Origin of the sequence: Pseudomonas sp. AL10, assembly GCF_029960685.1 — a bacterium.
GTDB lineage: Bacteria > Pseudomonadota > Gammaproteobacteria > Pseudomonadales > Pseudomonadaceae > Aquipseudomonas > Aquipseudomonas lactis.
This window is the reverse complement of record NZ_JASBQZ010000023.1, coordinates 59,685-78,937: the sequence shown is the minus strand read 5'-3', so window position 1 is coordinate 78,937 and position 19,253 is coordinate 59,685. Positions and strand designations below refer to the sequence as shown.

The window sequence follows — 19,253 nt, the reverse complement described above, 5'->3', positions numbered from 1 at the left end:
TTTTGGTTACTTTTGGGTCCTTCCAAAAGTGACCCGCTGTCAGAGCGGAACCCTAGGTGGCCGTTACCGCAGCAATGGATATGTACTCGGTATAACTGTGTCGACTGGCAGGCCGCTATCGCAGGCAAGCCAGCTCCCACAGTTGGATCACGGGGGGTCAGGTAGATAGGTGTCGGCTGGCAGGCAGCCATCGCAGGCAAGCCAGCTTCCACATTTGGAGCTCGTGGGGGTCAGCTAAATCACCAGATAAGCCCGGCCCATATGGCAGGTAAGGTTGGCACCGACTTCGGCGTTGCCCAGGTTGATGCCCAAGGCGCTCAACAGAGTATCCACGATGGGGTCGAGTACCGGCGACAATACGTTCTTGATCGCCGCTACCAACGTGTTGGTAATAGTGGTGAGTAACCCCGAGACTGCCGGCAATATTCCGCTCGGGGTACTACCAGGTGGGGGAGCGTAACTCACCTGGACCGCACCCAATGTGTTGACTAGACCTTTGACCACCTCTGTGGTGGGAGGAACAGGCTTATAGGTGGGGACCAAATTCATGTCGTTGACAGGAGAAATCAACAAGTCTTGCCCCCCCCCGCCGAGCTCTGCGTGACCGACCGTTAACAATAAGCTCCCACCCACTCCTGCTTTACGTGGCCCACAGCCGAATATTCCTTTGCATGTCTGCACACCGATATCAATAAGTGCTACTGGTTCTACATCAACTATCGTGGCTGAGGAAAAAGCCTTTGCCGGGTCCACTTTTCCCACCGAAACATCCGCGACCGCTGTCTCAACCCGGACAGTCAATGACTTCGCCGCACTACTCGCACAATTAAAATCTTTGACATAGCTTCTCGCGCTAGCGACCTCGATATAGATATCAAGGCCGCTCAACAACTGAACGTCTGTGTGATCACAAGGCTTCACAATCAGGCACAAAAGTGGATCCAGCAGGCTTACCAAGTTCAAATGCAGCAAGTTATTCACGACACCGGTCACCGGCGTCGTTATGGCGGAGACCGCAGACGTCAATCCATTGATACCGTTCAGCACGGGCAGTTGAACAGACACTAAAGTCCGCACTTGCGCAGTACGTACAAAAATCTGATCGGTCGGCGGGCTTTTTTTCAAACCCTCCTTGGCCAGCAACGGATTGCCAATCGCCGACAACTGCGGCGGCTCAATTACTTTAGTCTGGATCGAAACGTTGCCTACCAATGGAATGTTCAGTTGCGCCGCCGCACTCACCGCATTCTTACTACTGGACAACTGCGCCACCGCTTCCAGCAGTTGAAACAACTGCACATTGCTGTTCAGCGCCGCCGTCGGCGTGCCTGTGGCGATGTCGATCAGGTCGCCCACGGTCAACAGCTTGCTGTTCGGCGCAATGGCTTGAATCGAAATCACATCATTGATGACCGCCGTGGCCGCCGCGCCGTTTTTCTGCAAGACCTTCACCGCAGCGTCAATCAGTTGAGTCGCGGAGACTGCGGTACTGAGCAAGGCATCGTAGTCACCGGCCTTCACGTTCAGGTTGATCGCCAGTTGGTCCAGGTAACTGAGCAGGTTGACGTTGGTCTGCAGCAAGCCGTTCCAACCCGCCGCCGTGAGCGACAGGTTGCCGCCGAGCAGGTTGCCGATGACCAGGTTGAGCAGTGGGGATTTGCCTGAATCGACGCTGGCCAGACTGCTGCGGATCGACAGCTGCGCCACGGGCGGCGGTGTCGCCGCGACGGCCGTGGCGCTCAAGTTGATTTGCGGGGTGATCGGCGCGCCGCTGAACAGGTTCCACAGGCCATTGGCAATGCTGGTCAGGACGGTGCGCGAGGCCACCACGCGGATCGCGTCGCTCTTGGTGGCATCGGCGCTAAATACGCGGGTGTTGAGGGCATTGGTCGCCAGGGTGCCGCACGTCACCGCCAGGGTGTTGCCATTACCGACCACAAAACCGTTGCGCGCGGCATTTTGTGTGGCATAGGCGTTGGCGGTGGTGTTGGTACCGCACTGGCCGCCCAGACCGGCCGCTTCCAACGCCGAAGTATCGGCGACGGACTGCAACTTGCGCTTTTCCAAATACAAGCGCCCGCTATCGACCGCCAGCAACGTGAACACCAGGGCCAAGGCCAAGGTGCCTGCCGCCATCAAGCCAATTGCACCACGCTGCCTGGAGCCGAATCGGGGAGACATCGAAGCACTCCTGCGCTAACTCTCCGTTGCACTGGAGTGTAGACAAGGCTTCGGCAGGTTGCTGGCAACTCGCCACATTGGCGACTGGCGGAGATGCCCTGAATGTCGGCACCCTAATACAACTCAGCTAAGCGAACGCTATGCTCAAAACACTGAAGATCAAATGTGGGAGCTGGCTTGCCTGCGAAAGCGGTGTGTCAGTCACTGAAGCAGTGACTGACACACCGCTTTCGCGAGCAAGCCCGCTCCCACAGGAGTGACAGGGGGTGATCAGCGCGGCGGGTAGTTGGAAAGGATCTTGGTTACGGTGCTGCGGATGGCCTTGTTACGGTCCTCGGGGTTGGGCGTGCTGGCCATCATTTGTTCGTCGCTGCCGCGCCACACCAGCTTGCCGTCCTTGCCGTCGAGCAGGTCGAGCTGGATGGTCGCCACTTTGTAGGTGATGTTGCGCGTTTCGTTGTACATCGGCGCGCCCCAGTAACCATTCCACGGGCCGCCCCAGGCACCGCCATAGTTGGTGGTGACTTGCTGCTGGCGGTCTTCGACGATCAGGTAGGCCTGTACATTCAAGTCAGCCTTGGTGCCCGCCGCCGCAGGACGCAAACCGCGTTGATCCAGCTGTTCGCCCACGGCCTGGCGGATGCGTTGCTCGGTGAGGTCGCTCTTGATCCGCGGGTCATCGGGACGGTACTGCAACGCCGGGTCTTTCCAGGCCCAATTGCGGTAAGCGCCGAAGTCTCGGCTGGCGTCGAAATCATGGTTGACCTGGTTGCTCTGGCAACCGCCCAGCAACATGACAACAGCAAGTGCAGCGATGCGACGAAGCATGGTGTTCTCCAAAAACAACGTGGGCCTGTAATGAGAATAGCTGCTAACTGGGCGGATAGGCAGCCATTGCCTTCTGCATCGCCTTGCGCAAGCTATCGGCACGTTCGCTCAGGCTGCCCTGGCTGGTGGTTTCGGCGCTGGTGCTCCACACCGGCTGGCGGGTGCGCGCATCGAACAGGCTGATACGCGCCACGGCCACTGTCACTTCATAGGTACGCACCACCGGCACGCTGTTGTACATGCCATAGCCGTTGCCATAACGGTTATAGCCGCCGTATCCGTAACCATAATCGTCCTGGACCTGGCGCAGGCGTTTTTCCAGGCGTACATCGGCGCTCACCAGCAGGTCGGGCGCGCGCTTGTCATGCAAGGGGCGCAAGCCGCGCTGGTCGAGCGCGCCGCTGACCGCCTCGGCAATCTGCGCCGAATCGGCCCAGGCCGTGCCCGCCGGCAACTGGCCGTTGAGCCAGCCCCAACTGCGGTAGGCGCCGTAGTCGCGTACCGGCGCAGGGTAGGCGCTGGCATCAAAGGTGGTGGCCGCCTGGGCGGGCGCCGGCGGCATCGGCGCCGAACTGGCGACGTAAGGGTTGGGGCTCGAGCACGCCCCAAGGCCTAGAGACAACAGAATTAAACCGAGACGACGCATGTCGACCTCCCACGCTGGCCGCTTAAACCGGGCGGCAGATCCAGTGCAAATATCGCCCAAGCCCGGCAAAGCTTGGGTGACGACGGTGAGCGAGTTCCATCTCCAACAAGTCCTGCAGGTTGGCGCGCGCCTGGAATTCCACCGGCATATAGTCGTGGAACACCCGTACGCCACTTTGGCTTTCGACCTGCCACAACCCTTCAAGTTGCGCCGCCAATTCCCGTGGGTCCAGGGGTTGTTGCGGCGTCAGGCTCTGCTTTTCGCCGGCCATGTCGTTCTTGCGCATTTTGCGAAAGTGGCCTTTGAGCAGGTTGCGATAGATCAACGCATCACGGTTGTAGAACGCCAGGGACAACCAGCCACCCGGCAGCGTCAGTTGGTGCAGCACTGGCAGGATGGCGTGGGGCTCGGCCAACCACTCCAGCACGGCATGGCACAGCACCAGATCGTAAGGCTCGGTGAGCTGGCCGAGCAAGTCCTGCCACGGTGCATGAATAAAGGTCGCGCTTTGGCCCGCGTCAGCGAAGCGCTGGCGCGCACCTTCAAGCATCGGCGCGGCGGGTTCGGCCAGGGTCACCTCGTGGCCCTGCTCGGCCAGCCACAGCGACATATGCCCCAGGCCAGCACCGATATCCAGCACGCGCAATGGGCGTTGCGGCAAGGCTTCTACCAGGTCGGCCTGGAGCACCGCCAAGCGAATCGCGCCCTTGGCGCCGCCGTAGATCTTTTCGGCAAAGCGCGTGGCCAACTGGTCGAAATGACGATCACTCATGGGCAAACCGCCGTTCGCTATCGGCCAGTTTGGCGCGCACCACTTCGTTCATATCCAGGCCCAGCTCACTGCACAGCAACAGCAGGTACAGAACGATATCACCGACCTCCTGGCCCGCATGGGCGAGTTTATCGGCGGGCAGTTGGCGGGATTGGTCTTCGGTGAGCCATTGGAAGATTTCCACCAGCTCGGCCATTTCCACGCTGGCAGCCATGGCCAGGTTTTTCGGGCTGTGAAACTGCTTCCAGTCATTGGTATCGCGGATGCGGTGCAGGCGTTCGGTGAGGTGTTCGAGGTTCATGCGGGGGCTCCTGAATGGGTATAGCTTACCCGATCATTCCCACGCTTCGCGTCGCCTGCGTGGATGTCGGGACGCGGAGCGTCCCAGGCGGCGTTCCCACGCAGAGCGTGGGAACGATCAGCGATCAGTCGACAACGCTGAATTCGAGCCTGGCGGTTTGACCGGCTTCATCCAATACACTGAGCTGATAGCGGCCCAGCCGTTCAAAACTGGCATTGATGCTGTCCTGATTGGCGCTGTCGCCCAACGGCGCGCCGTTGAGAAACCACCAACGCCGACCACTGCCGCCCAGAGCGGAGATTTTCAGGCGCAAGGCTTGTTGACTGGCAGCGGGCAGACGCAATTGATCGCCCTCGCGTACCCCCACGATGGACAACGGCGATGACGCGGCCAGCGCCGGTGGCGGGCAATCCGGGTCAGCCGCCGGGATGCGTGCTTCACGGCGTTCAATCCTTGGCAACCAGGGCTCCAGCGGCGCCGGCCACAGGGCAATATTTTGGGGGGTTGCCCCAGGGCAATGGGCATCGACCCGCAAGCCTTTGGCGTTAACCCAGATGCTTTCCATCAAGCCCACGCTCAAAGGTTGATCCAATGCCTGCAAGGTCGGCGGCGTGGTGTTATCCAGAGTCCAGGCAAAACGCTGGCGGCGGCAATTGGGATCGCTGCGGCTCATGGGCTGGCCCAGCGGCCAACAGATCGCCGCCACGCCGATATTGGCCGGCACCGGTTTGACCGGCGCACTGATGCCGCGCTGGCTGTCGCGGTTGGTCAGCACGTCATGCACCTGCAACATCAACGGCGCTGCCGACGCCAGGCCGAACTGCCCCGGTACCGGCGTGCCATCGGGCCGGCCGATCCAGACGCCGATCAGATAACGCGGGCCCACGCCAATCGCCCAGGCATCACGGAAGCCATAGCTGGTACCGGTTTTCCACGCCAGCACCGGGCGTTGGACAAGCTCGGCACGCGGGTCGCGGTCGGGCCGCGCCTGGCCGCTGAGGATGCGCCGCACAATCCATGCGGCGCCGGGCGACAGCAACGGCCGCTCCCTGAGCGTATCGTCCGGCTGTAACCGCAGGGTGGCGCTCTTGCCATCGCGGGCCAGGGCGCTGTAGCCGCTCACCAGATCTTCCAGGCGACTGCCCGCGCCGCCGAGGATCAGCGCCAGGTTCGGCTCGGCCAACGCCGGCAACGCCAACGGCATGCCACCGATGCGCATCTGTGCGGCAAAGCGCTTGGGCCCGTAGGCTTCCAGCAATTGCACCGCCGGCAGGTTCAACGAGCTGGACAACGCCGTGCTCGCCGGCACCGCCCCGGTAAAGCCCATGGAAAAGTTGCCTGGGCGGTAATCGCCATAACGTCGAGGCACGTCCTGTAACAGCGATTCGGAGTGGATCAGGCCGTCATCCAACGCCATGCCGTAGAGAAAAGGTTTCAAGGTGGAACCGGGCGAGCGCAGCGCGCTGATCATGTCCACATGGCCAAAGCGCTTGGTGTCGTTGATATCCACCGACCCCAGGTAGGCACGTACCGCCATGCTTTCTTCTTCCACCACCAGGATGGCCGCCGAGGTGTGCTCCGGCAGGCGCGCGCGCCAGCCCAGCAGCAGGTCTTCGAGACGACGTTGCAGAGTGGCATCCAGGGTGGTGCGGATCAGCGGCGGGCTGTCGGGGCGGTTCAGGCGGCGTGCCAGCAAGGGCGCCAGGCTTGGCTCCAGACGTGGGGCGAGCAACAGGGGCTCTTCCAGCGCTTCATCAACCGCCGATTGCGGCCATACCTGAAACTCGGCCAAGCGGCGCAGCACTTTGTCGCGGGCCTCCTGGGCGCGCTGCGGATGACGGTCCGGGCGCAAACGGCTCGGCGCCTGCGGCAACACCGCGAGCAACGCGGCTTCGGCGTGGGTCAGCTGTGACGGCGACTTGCCCAGGTAGGCCCAACTCGCCGCCGCCACGCCCTGCAGCGTGCCGCCGAAAGGCGCGCGGTTCAGGTACAGGTTGAGGATTTCGTCCTTGGACAGGTGCCACTCCAACTGCGCGGTACGCCACAGCTGGCGTAACTTGCCGTGCAGGGTGCGTGAGTGCGGGTCGAGCAGGCGCGCCACTTGCATCGACAAGGTGCTGCCGCCGGAGACCACGCGCGCGCCGCTCAGGTTTTGCCAGGTCGCACGCACCAGCGCCAACGGGTTTACGCCGGGGTGCTGGTAGAACCAACGGTCTTCATAGGTGAGCAGCGCGTCGAGGTAATAAGGCGAAACTTCGCTAGTGTGTACCGGATAGCGCCATACGCCATTGGCATCGGCAAATCGCCACAGGGGTGTGCCATCTTCGGCCAGCACCACCCGGGCCAGGTCGTCCTGGGGCAGGGGTAAGGGCCAAATGCGATCGGCGCCCCACAGCAGCAGTATTACCAACGCCACACAACCCAACGCCCAGCGCAATAACTGTGGGAGCGGGCTTGCTCGCGAACGCGGTGGGTCAGTTGGCAGAGATGTCACCGGCACGCCGCCTTCGCGAGCAAGCCCGCTCCCACATTGGACTGAGTACATCCGCAGGTGATTAAACTAAAACTCAAACGGGCAAACCTCTATGCTTGCAGGGAACTCGCCTGCGTTATCGACAACCAAAGGCACAGTTACGCCCACCTTCTCATCAGGACACGCACATGCAGGTAGAAAGCTTTTTCGAATGGTTGGGCCAGGCGCTCGGCTCCGTCATCCGCTTTATCGTCGACGGCCTCAGCGGTTTGTTCGGGGCCTTGACCCACGCCGGCGGCAACTTTATCGACGGTTTGTCACGCACCTTGGGCATGGACACGTCGATCATCAGCATCATCACCCTGATCGTCGGCCTGCTGTTCCTTTACTCGGCGGTACGCGCCTTTATGCGGGCCTCGATTATCGTCGGGATCATCTGGCTGATGCTGGGGCTGTGGTTGCTGAGCTGGGTCGTACACTGACATTACAACCACTCGATTCTCCTCTGTAGGAGCGAGCTTGCTCGCGAAAAACTCACAGACGCCGCGTTAATCCAGGAAACCCGCGTTATCGTTGACGTTTTTCGCGAGCAAGCTCGCTCCTACAGTGGCTTTCAGCGGCCCTTGATCACCATATCCACTGGCGTCTCACCCACTGCCTGCCAGTTCGGCCGATACATCGACTCCACCTGCGGCGGCGGCACGCGGTAAGTTCCCGGTGTCACCGCACGCGCCAGGTACAGCAAGTGCGTGGTGCCATAGCCATCCAGATTCATCGCTGCCACGTAGCGATCGTCCCTGAACTCCTGGTGCTTGAGCGAGGCATTCTGCATCGACTCACGCCACTCTTTCACTTGGCTGCTGGCGTTCTCAAGGCTCGCCGCGCTTTGGGCCAGGTTCTGGTTTTCCAGTTCCAGGCCGGCAGGCAACAGGTCAACCACCAGAGCATCCGGTACGCGTTGCTTGGCGCTGACCGCCAAGTGCACCAGTACCAGATCACCGCTGTTGAGGTTACGCAGGTTCAACGGCTGGCCGTTCATGCCCAGGTATTCGCGGCGGATACTCAGGTTGTTGCCACCGGCCGCTGGCGGCACTTGTGGATAACCCGAAACCGTCAATTGTTGGTACACCGGCGCTTCACCCTGATTGCTCAAGGCCAGGTCGCTGGAGAGCGGTGCGCCGTCCAATTGCAACGTCGATTGCTGGTTGTTCAACTCACGCACACCGCCGCTGCCGGTGAGCGACACTTGCCAGTTCGTTTCCGGCTTGGCGAACCCGAGGCGCCCGGCCAGGAACAGCGAATTACGCTCCTGGGTAGACAGGTACGGGCTGGCCGCCAATTGGTCAGACAGGGTGAACAAACGCTCCTCGCGCTGGCCCTTGGCCAAGTCGTTCTCCTCCAGCAACGCCAGGATCATCGCCTGGTCGCGCAACGGGCTGCCGTAGTCGGCCAGCCACTCATTGGCATTGCGCTGCGCCGCCAAGCCGGCCACCAACGCCTGATCCGCGCGTGGCTGGTCACCCATTTTCTGCAGGGCAATGGCCAACTGCACCAGCGGCAAGCCGGAGCGTGCATCGCTGCGCCGTTCGAACAGACTGCGCAACGCACCCAACGGCGCCTGCTGACTGCGCGCCAACACCATGCCGGCATACGCCTGCACGGCAAACCGGGTGTGTTCAGCGTTGTCGCTGTAATCCACCTCGATCAGGTTACGTTCCTGCACATACCGCAACAGGCGCTCGCTGGCCTTCTTCAAGGCTTCAGGCGGGACGGCAAAACCCTGGTCGCGGGCGCGCAGCAGGAAGTCAGTGACATAGGCAGTCAGCCAATATTCTTCCTCGCCATCGGCGCCCCACAAACCGAAGCTGCCGTTGTAGCGCTGCATGCCCAACAGGCGCTCGATGCCCAACTCGATCTTGCGCTTGCGCTCGGCATCCGGCTCGCCCTTGATGCTCAGGCGCTTGAGCAGCGCGTCGTCGGCGTACAGCGATGGGTACAAGCCACTGGCGGTTTGCTCCAGGCAACCGTAGGGGTACGCCTTGAGTGCACTGATCTGCGCGCCCAGGTTCAACGGCGGCCGGCTCGACAGGCTCAACAACGCCTCACGTCCCGATGCATCGAATTGATCCAGTGCACCCGACGGCAAGCTCCACGGCTGATCCTTGAGCACGGCACGGTAATGCTTGAGCAAGGCCGGGTACGCCGGGCGTACGCCCAAGGTCCATTCGCGGCTGAACGGCGGCAGGTTTTCACCCGGCAAGTCCAGGCCGTTGACGGTGACCGTGACCTTGCCCTGGCCGAGCCCGCCCCAGGCTTGTACCGGAATACGCAACGTGGTGCGCTGGCCTTGCTTGAGTTCAACCGACTGCGCGCCGCTGTTGACCAACTGCAACTGACCTTGCGCGGTCAATTGCACATCGAGCTTCTGGGCCTTGCCCGACAGGTTGGAGAGGTCCAGGGCCAAGGTGGTCTGGTCGCCTCCCGCCAGAAAGCGCGGTGCCGACAATTCGGCAATCAGCGGGGCAGCAATCACGGTCTTGCCTTCGGCCATACCGTAGCGATCCTCGCTCCAGGCTTGGGCCATCAGGCGCAGTTCGCCGTTGAAGTCGGGGATATTGACGCTGACTTCGCCCTCGCCTTTCTCGTTCAAGGTCACCGGGGCGCTTTGCAGGGCGACGATGGTTACGCTGGTGTCCGGACGCTTGCCGCCTTTGGCCAACGCCGCGTCGCCACCAAATGCCAGGCTGGCCAGGCGGCCCTGGCCGGCTTCGATCAGTTGCCCATAGATGTCGAACTGGTCGACCCCATAGGCTTTGCGGCCGAACAGGCTGGCGTAGGGATCGGGCGTTGGGTATTCGGTGATATTGAGGATGCCCACGTCCACCGCCGCCAGCAGTACGTGCACCTGTTGAGGCACACTGCCATCGGCGTTTTTGGCGGCGATCTTCACCGTCAGTGGTTGTTTGGGGCGCATTTTTTCTGGCGCGGTGAGGGTCAGGCCGAGTTTGCGCTGGGTGCGATCCAGTGGCAGGTGCAGCAAGCCCACGGCGCGTTTAGGCGTGATGTTGGCTTTGCGCTCGCCGGGGCGAATGACCAGGGCGCTCACATACAGATCATGGCGCGACCATTTCGGGTCGAGCTTCACCGCAAAGCTTTTGCCTTCGGCCGGCACGTCGATTTCCTGCCACCACAGCGGCCCTTCGGCAGACTCCACCAACAGGTAGCCTTTACCGGCTGCCGGTGGCGTGACGGTGACGTTGGCGGTGTCGCCATCACCATAGGCGGGTTTGTCCAAGGCTAGCTTGACCTGGTCGGGGCGCACGGCGCCGCCTTCGGTGTTGTCCTGAGCCTGGTAGCCGGCCCAGAAACGCAGGCTGCTGACCAGCCCGGTGTGCGGGTCTTCAACCTCCACACGGTAAGGGCCCCACTCCACCTGGAAGCTGACCTTGGCGGTGTCGCCCGCCTTGATGTTCAGGCTCTGCTCATCGAGGTTGAGGAATTTCTCGTTGTAGTGGTAGCTCCAGCCGTCATTCTCCGAGTAGTTCCAGTAGTAGTCGCGGCGCTCACGCACCAGGCGCACCTTGAGGTCTTGTGCGGCCAGTTTCTGACCGTCCTGGTTGGCCACCAGCACTTCGAATTCCACCGGGCCATCGCCGTTGGTTTCCTTGCCGTCAAACAGCCCGCGCAGGCCCGGCAATTGCTCGGCCGGCCAGATCGGCTGCACCAGGCGCCGGGTGATCGGCCGCCCGCCGGACTCCTGCAGGCTGGCTTGCACGATCAATTGCAGCGGCGACTTGGCCTCGGCCCACTTGCTTTCCAGGGTCAGCGCTTGCTCGCCATTGGCGTCGAGTACGCTTTCGTCCAGTTCGAAATCCTGGCTCAACTCTTCTTCGGTGACGGAACCGAACTGGTAGCCCGGCAGGGATTTGACCGCCTCACGCAGCGGGCGCACATACACCTGGCCACTGACGCGGTTACCGGATGCGGGCGCGCCGTAGAGGTAACGGCCGTTGACCTGGATGACCGGGTTATCCGCCGGGCTCAACGCCGTGTCACTGCCCTTGAGTTCCAGCGCCAGGCGCTCGGGCAGGAAGTCTTCGACGAGGAATTCATAGAGTTGCGGTTTGCCGTCACCGAGGTCGAACACCAACTGCCAACGCCCGGTCGGCGCTTCGCCAGCCAGTTGCAACGGGTATTGATACAGGCCCGACGCGTCGGCCTCCCACACGAACTTGCGACTTACCTGTTCATCCGGGCGCCGCACTTCGACGCTCACTGGCTGAGGCTTCACCGCCTTGCCATCCTTGTCACGCAACAGTGCGTTGAGCAACACAGTTTCGCCGGGGCGATACAGGTCACGTGGGCCGAACACAAAAAATTGCAATGGGTGGGACGGTTGCCCGCCGATATCGAACTCGGCCAGGTCCAGCGCGGCGCTGTCCAGGCGCAGCAGGCTGGTTTGCTCGCCCTGCTTGGCCAGTAACACCTGGGCTTTTTTCGGCAGCGGCAACTCGGCGTGGCCACCGTCCTCGGTCTTGCCCTGGCCGAGCACGCGCCCTTCGGCATCGAGGATTTCCAGTTCGACGCCGTTCAGTGCCTTGCCGCCTTCCAGGGCCTGGGTAAACACATCCAGGCGATTGGCATAGCGGTGCACGGATAGGCCGATATCACTCAAGGTGAACAGGGTGGCCGGTTGCGAATAGTTGTAGGTGCCCGAAGCGCGCATCACCGCCAGGTACACGCCCGGCTGCTGCAACTGCTTGAGGCCGGCAATCGGTAGCAACAGGGTTTCGCGGGTATTGCGCGCCGGGTTCAGGTCGAAACGCCCGCCGTACACCAGTTCGGCCATTGGCAGCAGTTCACGGGACTCATAGCTTTGCAGGCTGGTATTACGCCCCCACTGCGCCAGGAACGACGGCAGGGATTCGGGTTTGATCCGAAAGAATTCCACGTCGACCTTGTCGACATTCAACGCGATCACCGGCAGGCCCTCGGCCAGGCGCGTCGGCAACAGGGTGCCACGGCTGGCGAAGCCGACGGTGGCTTGCAGGTCGCGGGTTTCCAGGCGGGCGCTGTATTCGGCGGCGAGGGTGTTGCCGTTGACCGCCTTCACCCCGGCGTCCACGGTCAGCACCAGTTTGCGCTGCGGTTCAAGGTGGCGCAGGCGCAATTCCATCAGGTTATCGGACAGTTCCCAGGCGCCATCGACCTTGCCGGACTTGCTGTCTACCAAGTGCAGCTTGTCGGCGAATTTCTGATCGGGGTCCAAGGGGATGGAAAAACTCACCGACAAGGTGCTGGCCCCGTCCAACTGCACCTCGGACACGTCCACCACGCTCAGCTCACGCCCGGCATAACGCTGCTTGAGCGCTGCCACATCTACCGCGGCTTTCACCGGCTTCGGCGCTGCCGCCACGGTGGGCGCAGGCGGTGCAGCGGGTTTATCGGAAGAATCGCAAGCGCTCAGCAGGGCCAGCGCGCAGGCCAGGAACAGTCCTTTGTTAAGCATGGGGCACTCATAGTCAGAGGGAACCGAGGGGTGAACTATATATCAGCGCCGACCAAGCCGCTGCGGTGCCGGTCACATTGACCGACGGAGGGGCGGTTGGTTCTAGGTAGGCATGAAGCCGAGCCAAATCCCACAACCATTGGCGATCAAGATCAACATGTGGGAGCAACTGGCTTGTCTATCCACACAACTTTGCAGCCTGTAGCACCCGACGGTAACCACGATGCGAAGCGAGCCGCTCTTGATCTGCTCTTGATCTGCTTTTGATCTTGATCTTAAGCGCCCCGTCAAACCACGCTGGCCGGAATTCGACAGGGATTTGGGGGGTAAACCGGCAGGGATGCCGGTTTAGCCGCCCCGCGCCATGGATGGCGCGTGGCGGCGGCCCCCCAAATCACTGGCGGATTACGGGCACACCGAGCCTAGGCGAGGTGCCGAGTGGTGGGGCAAGAGCCCTTTGGTTACTTTGGGGCTCTTTTCCAAAGTGACCCGCCGTCAGGCGGAACCCTAAGTAGCCGTTACCGCAGCAATGGATATATACCCAATCCAACTGTGTCGCCTGCCAGGCCGCCTTCGCGAGCAAGCCCGCTCCCACAGTAGGATCGAAGGGTGTCAGGTAAATAGGCGTCGGCTGGGAGGCCGCCATCGCAGGCAAGCCAGCTCCCACATTGGCCGGGTACAATGCCGCTCCCCCGAAGGAGACTGCATGTCCACCTTATTGACCGACTGGCGCCACCGCCCCACCCATCGCCGCGTCTGGGCCCTGGCCGCGCCGATGATCCTGTCGAATATCTCGGTGCCGTTGGTGGCCCTGGTGGACAGCATGGTCATCGGCCACCTGCCCCACGCCCACCAACTGGGCGCCGTGGCTGTCGGTGCCAGCCTGTATACCTTCCTCGCCTGGGCCATGGGCTTCCTGCGCATGGGCTCCACCGGCTTCGCCGCCCAAGCCGCCGGGCGCAACGATGGCGCGGCGTTGCGGCAGATCCTGTTGCAAGGCTTGTTGCTGGCGCTGGGCCTGGCGATGCTGCTGGGCACCGCGGGCATTCCCTTGAGCCATCTGGCCCTGGAATGGATGCAGCCTTCGCCAGAACTGAACCAACTGACCCGCGAGTTTTTCCACACCCGTCTGTTCGGCCTGCCCGCCGCCCTCGCCAGCTATGCGCTGGTCGGCTGGTTCCTCGGCACTCAGAATGCGCGGGCGCCGTTGGCGATTCTGCTGACCACCAACCTGGTCAACATTGCGCTTAACCTGTGGTTTGTAATTGGCCTGGACTGGGGCGTGGTCGGCTCCGCCCGTGCCTCGGTGATCGCGGAATGGACCGGCGCCCTGCTCGGCCTGGCGCTCACGCAAAAAGCCCTGCGCGCCTATCCGGGGCATATCGCCTGGGCCGCGTTGAAACTGTGGCAAAGCTGGCGCCCGTTGCTGGCGGTCAACCGCGACATCTTCATCCGCAGCCTGGCGTTGCAGTCGGTGTTTTTCATGATCACCGTGCAAGGCGCAAGGTTGGGCGATGCCACCGTGGCAGCCAATGCGCTGCTGCTTAACGGCCTGTTACTGACGGCTCACGCATTGGATGGCTTGGCCCACGCGGTCGAAGCCCTCTGCGGCCACGCCATCGGCGCCCGTGACCGGCAGGCGTTGCGTCGCTCATTAGTCGTGGCCTGCGGTTGGTCACTGATCGCCAGCATCGGCTTCGCCCTGCTGTTCACCTTCGGCGGCCATCTATTTATCGCCATGCAAACCGATATCCCCAGCGTGCGCGAAACCGCCGATATCTACCTGCCCTACCTTGCGGTATTGCCGTTGATTGCGGTGTGGAGTTATTTGCTCGATGGCTTGTTTATCGGCGCAACGCGCGCGCGGGAGATGCGCAATGGGATGTTGCTGACGGTGCTGCTGGTACTGCCGATTGCCTTGGCGTTGCAGGACATGGGTAACCACGGATTGTGGATCACCTTCCTGCTGTTCATGGCGGTGCGCAGCCTGACGCTGTGGGCAATTGCCTGGCACTTGAATCGGCAAGGGCTGTGGCTGGGCGGGAACTGAAGGAACGCAGACCCAAATGTGGGAGCTGGCTTGCCTGCGATGGCGGTGGGTCAGCCCCCTAACGGTTGCCTGACACTCCGCCATCGCGGGCAAGCCCGCTCCCACATTTTTATTACGAGGACAGGTACGAAGAACGCGTCAGGCCCAGGCGCAACGCATCCAGGAACTGGGTGCGCTCCGAGGCCGAGATCTTCGCACTGGCGCACTTGTCACGGTAATGCGTCATCAACTCCTCCGGCGACAAGTGCACATAGCGCAGCATGTCTTCGATGGTGTCGTGGGTCTCGATCCCGGCGCTGTACACCGAACCGTCTTCACGCTGGTAGATGTTCACCGAGTCGGTATCACCGAACAGGTTGTGCATGTCGCCCAGGATTTCCTGATAGGCGCCGACCAGGAAGATACCCAGCAGGTAGTCCTCGCCTTCGTTCAAGCCGTGCACCGGCAGGCTGGTTTCGATGCTCTGCTCGTCGACGTATTGCTTGATCTTGCCGTCGGAGTCGCAGGTCAAGTCTTGCAGCACGGCGCGGCGCAGCGGCTCTTCGTCGAGGCGGTGCAGCGGCAGGATAGGCAGCACCTGGCCGATGGCCCAGGTATCCGGCAAGCTCTGGAACACCGAGAAGTTGCAGATGTACTTGTCGGCCAGCTTGTCGTTGAGTTCGTCCAGCACCTGGCGGTGCGAACGCTGGCGGGCTTTCAACGAGTTGTGCAGGCGGCGGCACACCGCGAAGTAGCACTGTTCGGCCAGGGCTTTTTCCGCCAGGGTCAGCTTGCCGTCGGCGTACTGGGCCGCCACGTCGCTCATGTAGTGGGTGGCGCGCCAGTAGGTTTCGGTGACCATCTCGATGTCGGTCGGGCCGAGCAGGTCCACCAGCCATTGCACGGTTTCGGGCAGGCTTTCCTTGTTTTCGATGGTCGGGATTTCGTCATTGTGCTTCTCGACGTCAGTCACCTGCACCACCAGCATGGCGTGGTGAGCGGTCAGGGAGCGGCCGCTTTCTGAGAAGATGTTCGGGTGCGGCAGGCTCTGCGCGTCGCAGAATTCCTTGAGCATGCCCACCACCACGCCGGCGTAGTCGTCCATGTCGTAGTTGATCGAACTGGCGTTGCGCGAGTGGGTACCGTCGTAGTCCACGCCCAGGCCACCGCCGACGTCGATGTGGTCCACCGGCAGGCCGAGGTTGCGCAGTTCGCCGTAGTAACGAATGGCTTCCTTGAACCCGTGCTGGTAGTCAGCCAGGTTGGCGATTTGCGAGCCCATGTGAAAGTGCAGCAAGCGGATGCCCTGGTCCAGGCCGGCCGCGCGGAAGCGCTCGACCACCGACAGCAACTGCGCCGCCGACAGACCGAATTTGGATTTCTCGCCACCGGTGTCTGCCCACTTGCTCGATGCCAGGGACGACAGGCGCACACGCAGGCCCACCTGCGGCTTGACCTTGAGGCTCGCCGCCTCTTCGATCACCAGCCCTACCTCAGACTCTTTCTCGATCACGATGAACACGTTGTGGCCGAGCTTCTGGCCCATCAGCGCCAGGCGGATGAACTCACGATCTTTATAACCGTTGCAGACGATGGTGCCGCCCTTCGGCGCCAAGGCCAACACGGCCAGCAGCTCAGGCTTGGAGCCGGCTTCCAGGCCGATGGAGACGTTCTGGGTGGCAATGATGTTCTCGATCACCGCTTCCTGCTGGTTCACCTTGATCGGGTACAGCGCGGTGTACTTGCTCTGGTATTCCAGGCGCTCGATGTTGGCATCGAAGGCACCAGTCAATTGGCGCACGCGGTCTTGCAGGATATCGGGGAAGCGCACCAGCAGCGGCAACGACAGGCCGCTTTTGCGCAACTCGTCGACTTGCTCGTACAAGTCGACGGGCGTGCTGTTCGGGCCGTTCGGACGAACTTCTACGCGACCGGCTTCATTGATCGCGAAATACCCGGCCCCCCAATGGCGAATCCCGTAAACACTGCGGCTGTCCGCAACTGTCCATTGGCTGCCATCGTCTTTGCGTGTGCGTCGTACGGACATCGAAGTCCCCTATAAATGAAGGCGAAGGCGCCACCTCTCGTTCGAGGCTGGCGCAGTCTAAAGAATGAAAATGACGATTTGCCTGCAAGGGAAGTAGACCCCACTGGCAGGACAGAGTTTAGCCACAGGTTGGGAAGAGGCTTTCAGCCGCCGGACTTCTTGGCCTTGTACCCGAGCTTGATCAGCTCGGCCAACAGCAACTCGACGTGATCGCCCTGGATCTCGATGACCCCGTCTTTCAACGCGCCACCGGTGCCACAGCGCTTTTTCAGCGAGGTGGCCAGTTCCTTCAGGGCCTCTTCAGCCAGGGGCACGCCGGTGATGGTGGTCACCGTCTTGCCGCCACGGCCTTTGCTCTCGCGACGCACGCGGGCAATACCGTCGCCTTCGGGGATCAGGGTCTGTTTGCAGGTGCACGAATCCACGGGCTGACGACAGTCCGGACAGTGTCGACCTGCGTCGGTGGAAAATACCAGGCCACCAAGGGCGGCGAAGGATGCGGCTTTTTTGGCCACCGGCAATCCTCTTGGGAGGATGAAGACTGATCGGCGCCACACAAGGCGGTGACCGACCGCGAAGCCCCACTCAGGCAGGGGCAGCGCTACCGAACCGCTAATGTGGTTCGGGTGAAAAGGCGCGCAGTGTAACGGCAAAAAGCCGACTTGCTAAGAGCCAAATGGCGCCATTTTTTGCAACTTTAGCGACGCGAGGCCAGATAGCGCCGCAACCCTTCCTGGGCGTCCGGGCAGTAGGGCTTTTGTTCGGCCTCCTGCTGGATGATTTCGATGCTTAAAAACCGCGCTTCCATGACCTCCTCGGGCTGCAGGCGCAGGGGGCCGTCCCAGAGGGCGGAGTAGGATTTGCACCAAAGCCGACTGTCGCCATCCTCAAAATAGAAATGGTCATGTTCGGTCAAGGGCACACCGCTGACGCCCAACTCCTCTTCCAGCTCGCGGGCTGCCGAAACGGCATAACTCTCACCTTTGGCCACCATCCCACCCGCCGCCGTATCCCAATATCCTGGATACAACGCCTTGCTCAGCGTGCGCCGGTGCACACACAGCTCGCCTCTGGAATTGAACAGGAAGATAAAGGTGCAACGGCCGATCAAGCCGCGCTGGCGCAGGTCAGACCTGACCAGGTGGCCGAGCAGGTGGTCCTGCTCGTCGACCCAGCAGATCAGTTCAGCATCGGAAGCCGCTCGGTGTGCGGCCTCCTTTTGAGTAGCGTCCATCATCAACCCTGGTTGAGGAGCTGACGCAAGTCGATCACTGCAGCGTTTGCCCGGGAAATGTAGTTGGCCATCACCAGCGAATGGTTCGCCAGTACACCGAAGCCACTGCCGTTAAGAATCATAGGACTCCATACCGGTTCCTGCGAGGCCTCTAGCTCACGAATGATCTGGCGCACGCTGACGGTGGCGTTTTTCTTGGCCAGTACGTCGGCAAAATCGACTTCGATGGCACGCAACAGATGGGACAGGGCCCACGCCTGGCCGCGCGCTTCGTAGAACACGTTGTCGATCTGCATCCATGGGGTCTCCACCACTTCTTCATCGACCTGGGGCACTTCACCCGGCGCCAGCGCCTCAGTTTTCAGCGCAGTGTTCAGCTTGACCCGGCCCACACTGGCCGACAGGCGCTGGGACAGCGAACCCAAACGGGTGGCCACATCGCCCAGCCAGTTGTTGAGGTTGTCGGCACGCGCATAAAACAGCGCGCCGCGCTGGTTCGGGTCAGACAGGCGCGCTTCGTAGCGGCTCAGGGAATTGATGCCTTCCTGGTATTCCGACTCACTGGAAGGCAGCACCCAGCTCTTGTTATCGAAGTTGAAGCGCGGCTCGGCCTTGGCCAAGTCAGCGTCTTCAGCCGACTGCGACTGGGAGCGAGCAAAGTCTTTACGCAGGGCACGAGTGAGGTCACGCACCTGCACCAGCACGCCGTATTCCCAGCTTGGCATGTTGTCCATCCACAAGCCCGGCGGGAAACGGTCGTTGGAAATATAACCGCCCGGTTTGTTCAGCAAGGTGCCGACCACGGTCTTGAGGGTTTCGACGGTGGTATAGCCGACCACCATCTGCTTGCCTTCCTTCTCGGCGGCAAGCTGGGCATTTTGCTGCACCGGAAACAGCGCCGGCTCCTGGCTCCAGTACCAACCCAGGCCACCGGTGACCAGCAGGTACAGGCCGATGATGCTGAGCAAAGCCCGGCTCATCAGCAAGTTGCGAAAATAGCTGCGGTTGGCCGACTTGGGCTCAGGGGCGGGGCCTTTGGCACTGCCTTCACGGTTTTTCCAGTCCAGCATGGCGATATCCTTTCAATCACTTGAGTTCATGCACGTCAATTGTCCGGGTGCGTTCAGACACTCCGACCACAACCCTACCCCATCGTGCCCGTCGGTGCGGGGCTTTTACACGAAAGTGGCGCACCGGGCCGCTTGGACTATAAAGGATGCACACCTTTCACGC

General features: G+C 61.7%; 13 protein-coding genes. 2 read left to right on the top strand and 11 right to left on the bottom strand.

The window, feature by feature from the left end; all coding sequences use genetic code 11:
• Nucleotides 1-234: 234 nt before the first annotated feature.
• The 6 genes from QK296_RS19690 to pbpC all read right to left on the bottom strand — a co-directional run bounded on the left by QK296_RS19690 (nucleotide 235) and on the right by pbpC (nucleotide 7,165).
• Entirely contained in the window at nucleotides 235-2,181 is a 1,947-nt protein-coding gene (locus QK296_RS19690; protein ID WP_282391209.1) for a pilus assembly protein TadG-related protein, read from the bottom strand.
• Nucleotides 2,182-2,451: 270 nt separating this feature from the next.
• Complete coding sequence (locus QK296_RS19685; protein WP_003188214.1) at nucleotides 2,452-3,009, bottom strand: DUF4136 domain-containing protein; 558 nt, start codon at nucleotides 3,007-3,009, stop codon at nucleotides 2,452-2,454.
• A 43-nt stretch (nucleotides 3,010-3,052) separates the two neighbouring features.
• The gene (locus QK296_RS19680; RefSeq protein WP_003188213.1) at nucleotides 3,053-3,655 is read right to left on the bottom strand and encodes a DUF4136 domain-containing protein; all 603 of its coding nucleotides are present in this window, start codon (nucleotides 3,653-3,655) and stop codon (nucleotides 3,053-3,055) included.
• Between the two features lie 22 nt (nucleotides 3,656-3,677).
• Nucleotides 3,678-4,427 carry a methyltransferase gene (locus QK296_RS19675; protein WP_003188212.1) on the bottom strand — a complete coding sequence of 250 codons (750 nt, stop codon included), beginning with the start codon at nucleotides 4,425-4,427 and terminating at the stop codon, nucleotides 3,678-3,680.
• The gene (locus tag QK296_RS19670; protein ID WP_003188211.1) at nucleotides 4,420-4,728 is read right to left on the bottom strand and encodes a MazG-like family protein; all 309 of its coding nucleotides are present in this window, start codon (nucleotides 4,726-4,728) and stop codon (nucleotides 4,420-4,422) included. The genes QK296_RS19675 and QK296_RS19670 overlap by 8 nt, the downstream gene beginning before the upstream one ends.
• Before the next feature lie 124 nt (nucleotides 4,729-4,852).
• Nucleotides 4,853-7,165, bottom strand: a complete 2,313-nt coding sequence (gene pbpC / locus QK296_RS19665) for a peptidoglycan glycosyltransferase PbpC (RefSeq protein WP_094775570.1) — start codon at nucleotides 7,163-7,165, stop codon at nucleotides 4,853-4,855.
• A gap of 224 nt (nucleotides 7,166-7,389) precedes the next feature.
• Between pbpC and QK296_RS19660 the strand changes: the two genes are divergently transcribed.
• The gene (locus tag QK296_RS19660) at nucleotides 7,390-7,683 is read left to right on the top strand and encodes a hypothetical protein (protein ID WP_003188208.1); all 294 of its coding nucleotides are present in this window, start codon (nucleotides 7,390-7,392) and stop codon (nucleotides 7,681-7,683) included.
• A gap of 131 nt (nucleotides 7,684-7,814) precedes the next feature.
• Here QK296_RS19660 and QK296_RS19655 read toward each other — a convergent pair whose 3' ends face one another.
• Nucleotides 7,815-12,710: an alpha-2-macroglobulin gene (locus QK296_RS19655; RefSeq protein ID WP_282391208.1), complete on the bottom strand. Its 4,896-nt coding sequence runs from the start codon at nucleotides 12,708-12,710 to the stop codon at nucleotides 7,815-7,817.
• Between the two features lie 706 nt (nucleotides 12,711-13,416).
• Between QK296_RS19655 and QK296_RS19650 the strand changes: the two genes are divergently transcribed.
• Nucleotides 13,417-14,760 (top strand): MATE family efflux transporter, encoded by a 1,344-nt coding sequence (locus QK296_RS19650; RefSeq protein ID WP_282391207.1) that lies wholly within the window; start codon nucleotides 13,417-13,419, stop codon nucleotides 14,758-14,760.
• A 112-nt stretch (nucleotides 14,761-14,872) separates the two neighbouring features.
• Here the strand turns inward: QK296_RS19650 and speA are convergent, their stop codons facing one another.
• The 4 genes from speA to QK296_RS19630 form a co-directional block, all read right to left on the bottom strand.
• Nucleotides 14,873-16,786: an arginine decarboxylase gene (gene speA, locus QK296_RS19645; protein ID WP_003188203.1), complete on the bottom strand. Its 1,914-nt coding sequence runs from the start codon at nucleotides 16,784-16,786 to the stop codon at nucleotides 14,873-14,875.
• Between the two features lie 143 nt (nucleotides 16,787-16,929).
• Entirely contained in the window at nucleotides 16,930-17,301 is a 372-nt protein-coding gene (locus QK296_RS19640) for a translation initiation factor Sui1 (protein WP_003188201.1), read from the bottom strand.
• Between the two features lie 182 nt (nucleotides 17,302-17,483).
• Entirely contained in the window at nucleotides 17,484-18,020 is a 537-nt protein-coding gene (locus tag QK296_RS19635; RefSeq protein ID WP_034134796.1) for an NUDIX hydrolase, read from the bottom strand.
• A gap of 2 nt (nucleotides 18,021-18,022) precedes the next feature.
• On the bottom strand, nucleotides 18,023-19,090 hold the full coding sequence (locus QK296_RS19630; protein ID WP_003188197.1) for a DUF2333 family protein: 1,068 nt from the start codon (nucleotides 19,088-19,090) through the stop codon (nucleotides 18,023-18,025).
• Nucleotides 19,091-19,253 lie beyond the last annotated feature (163 nt).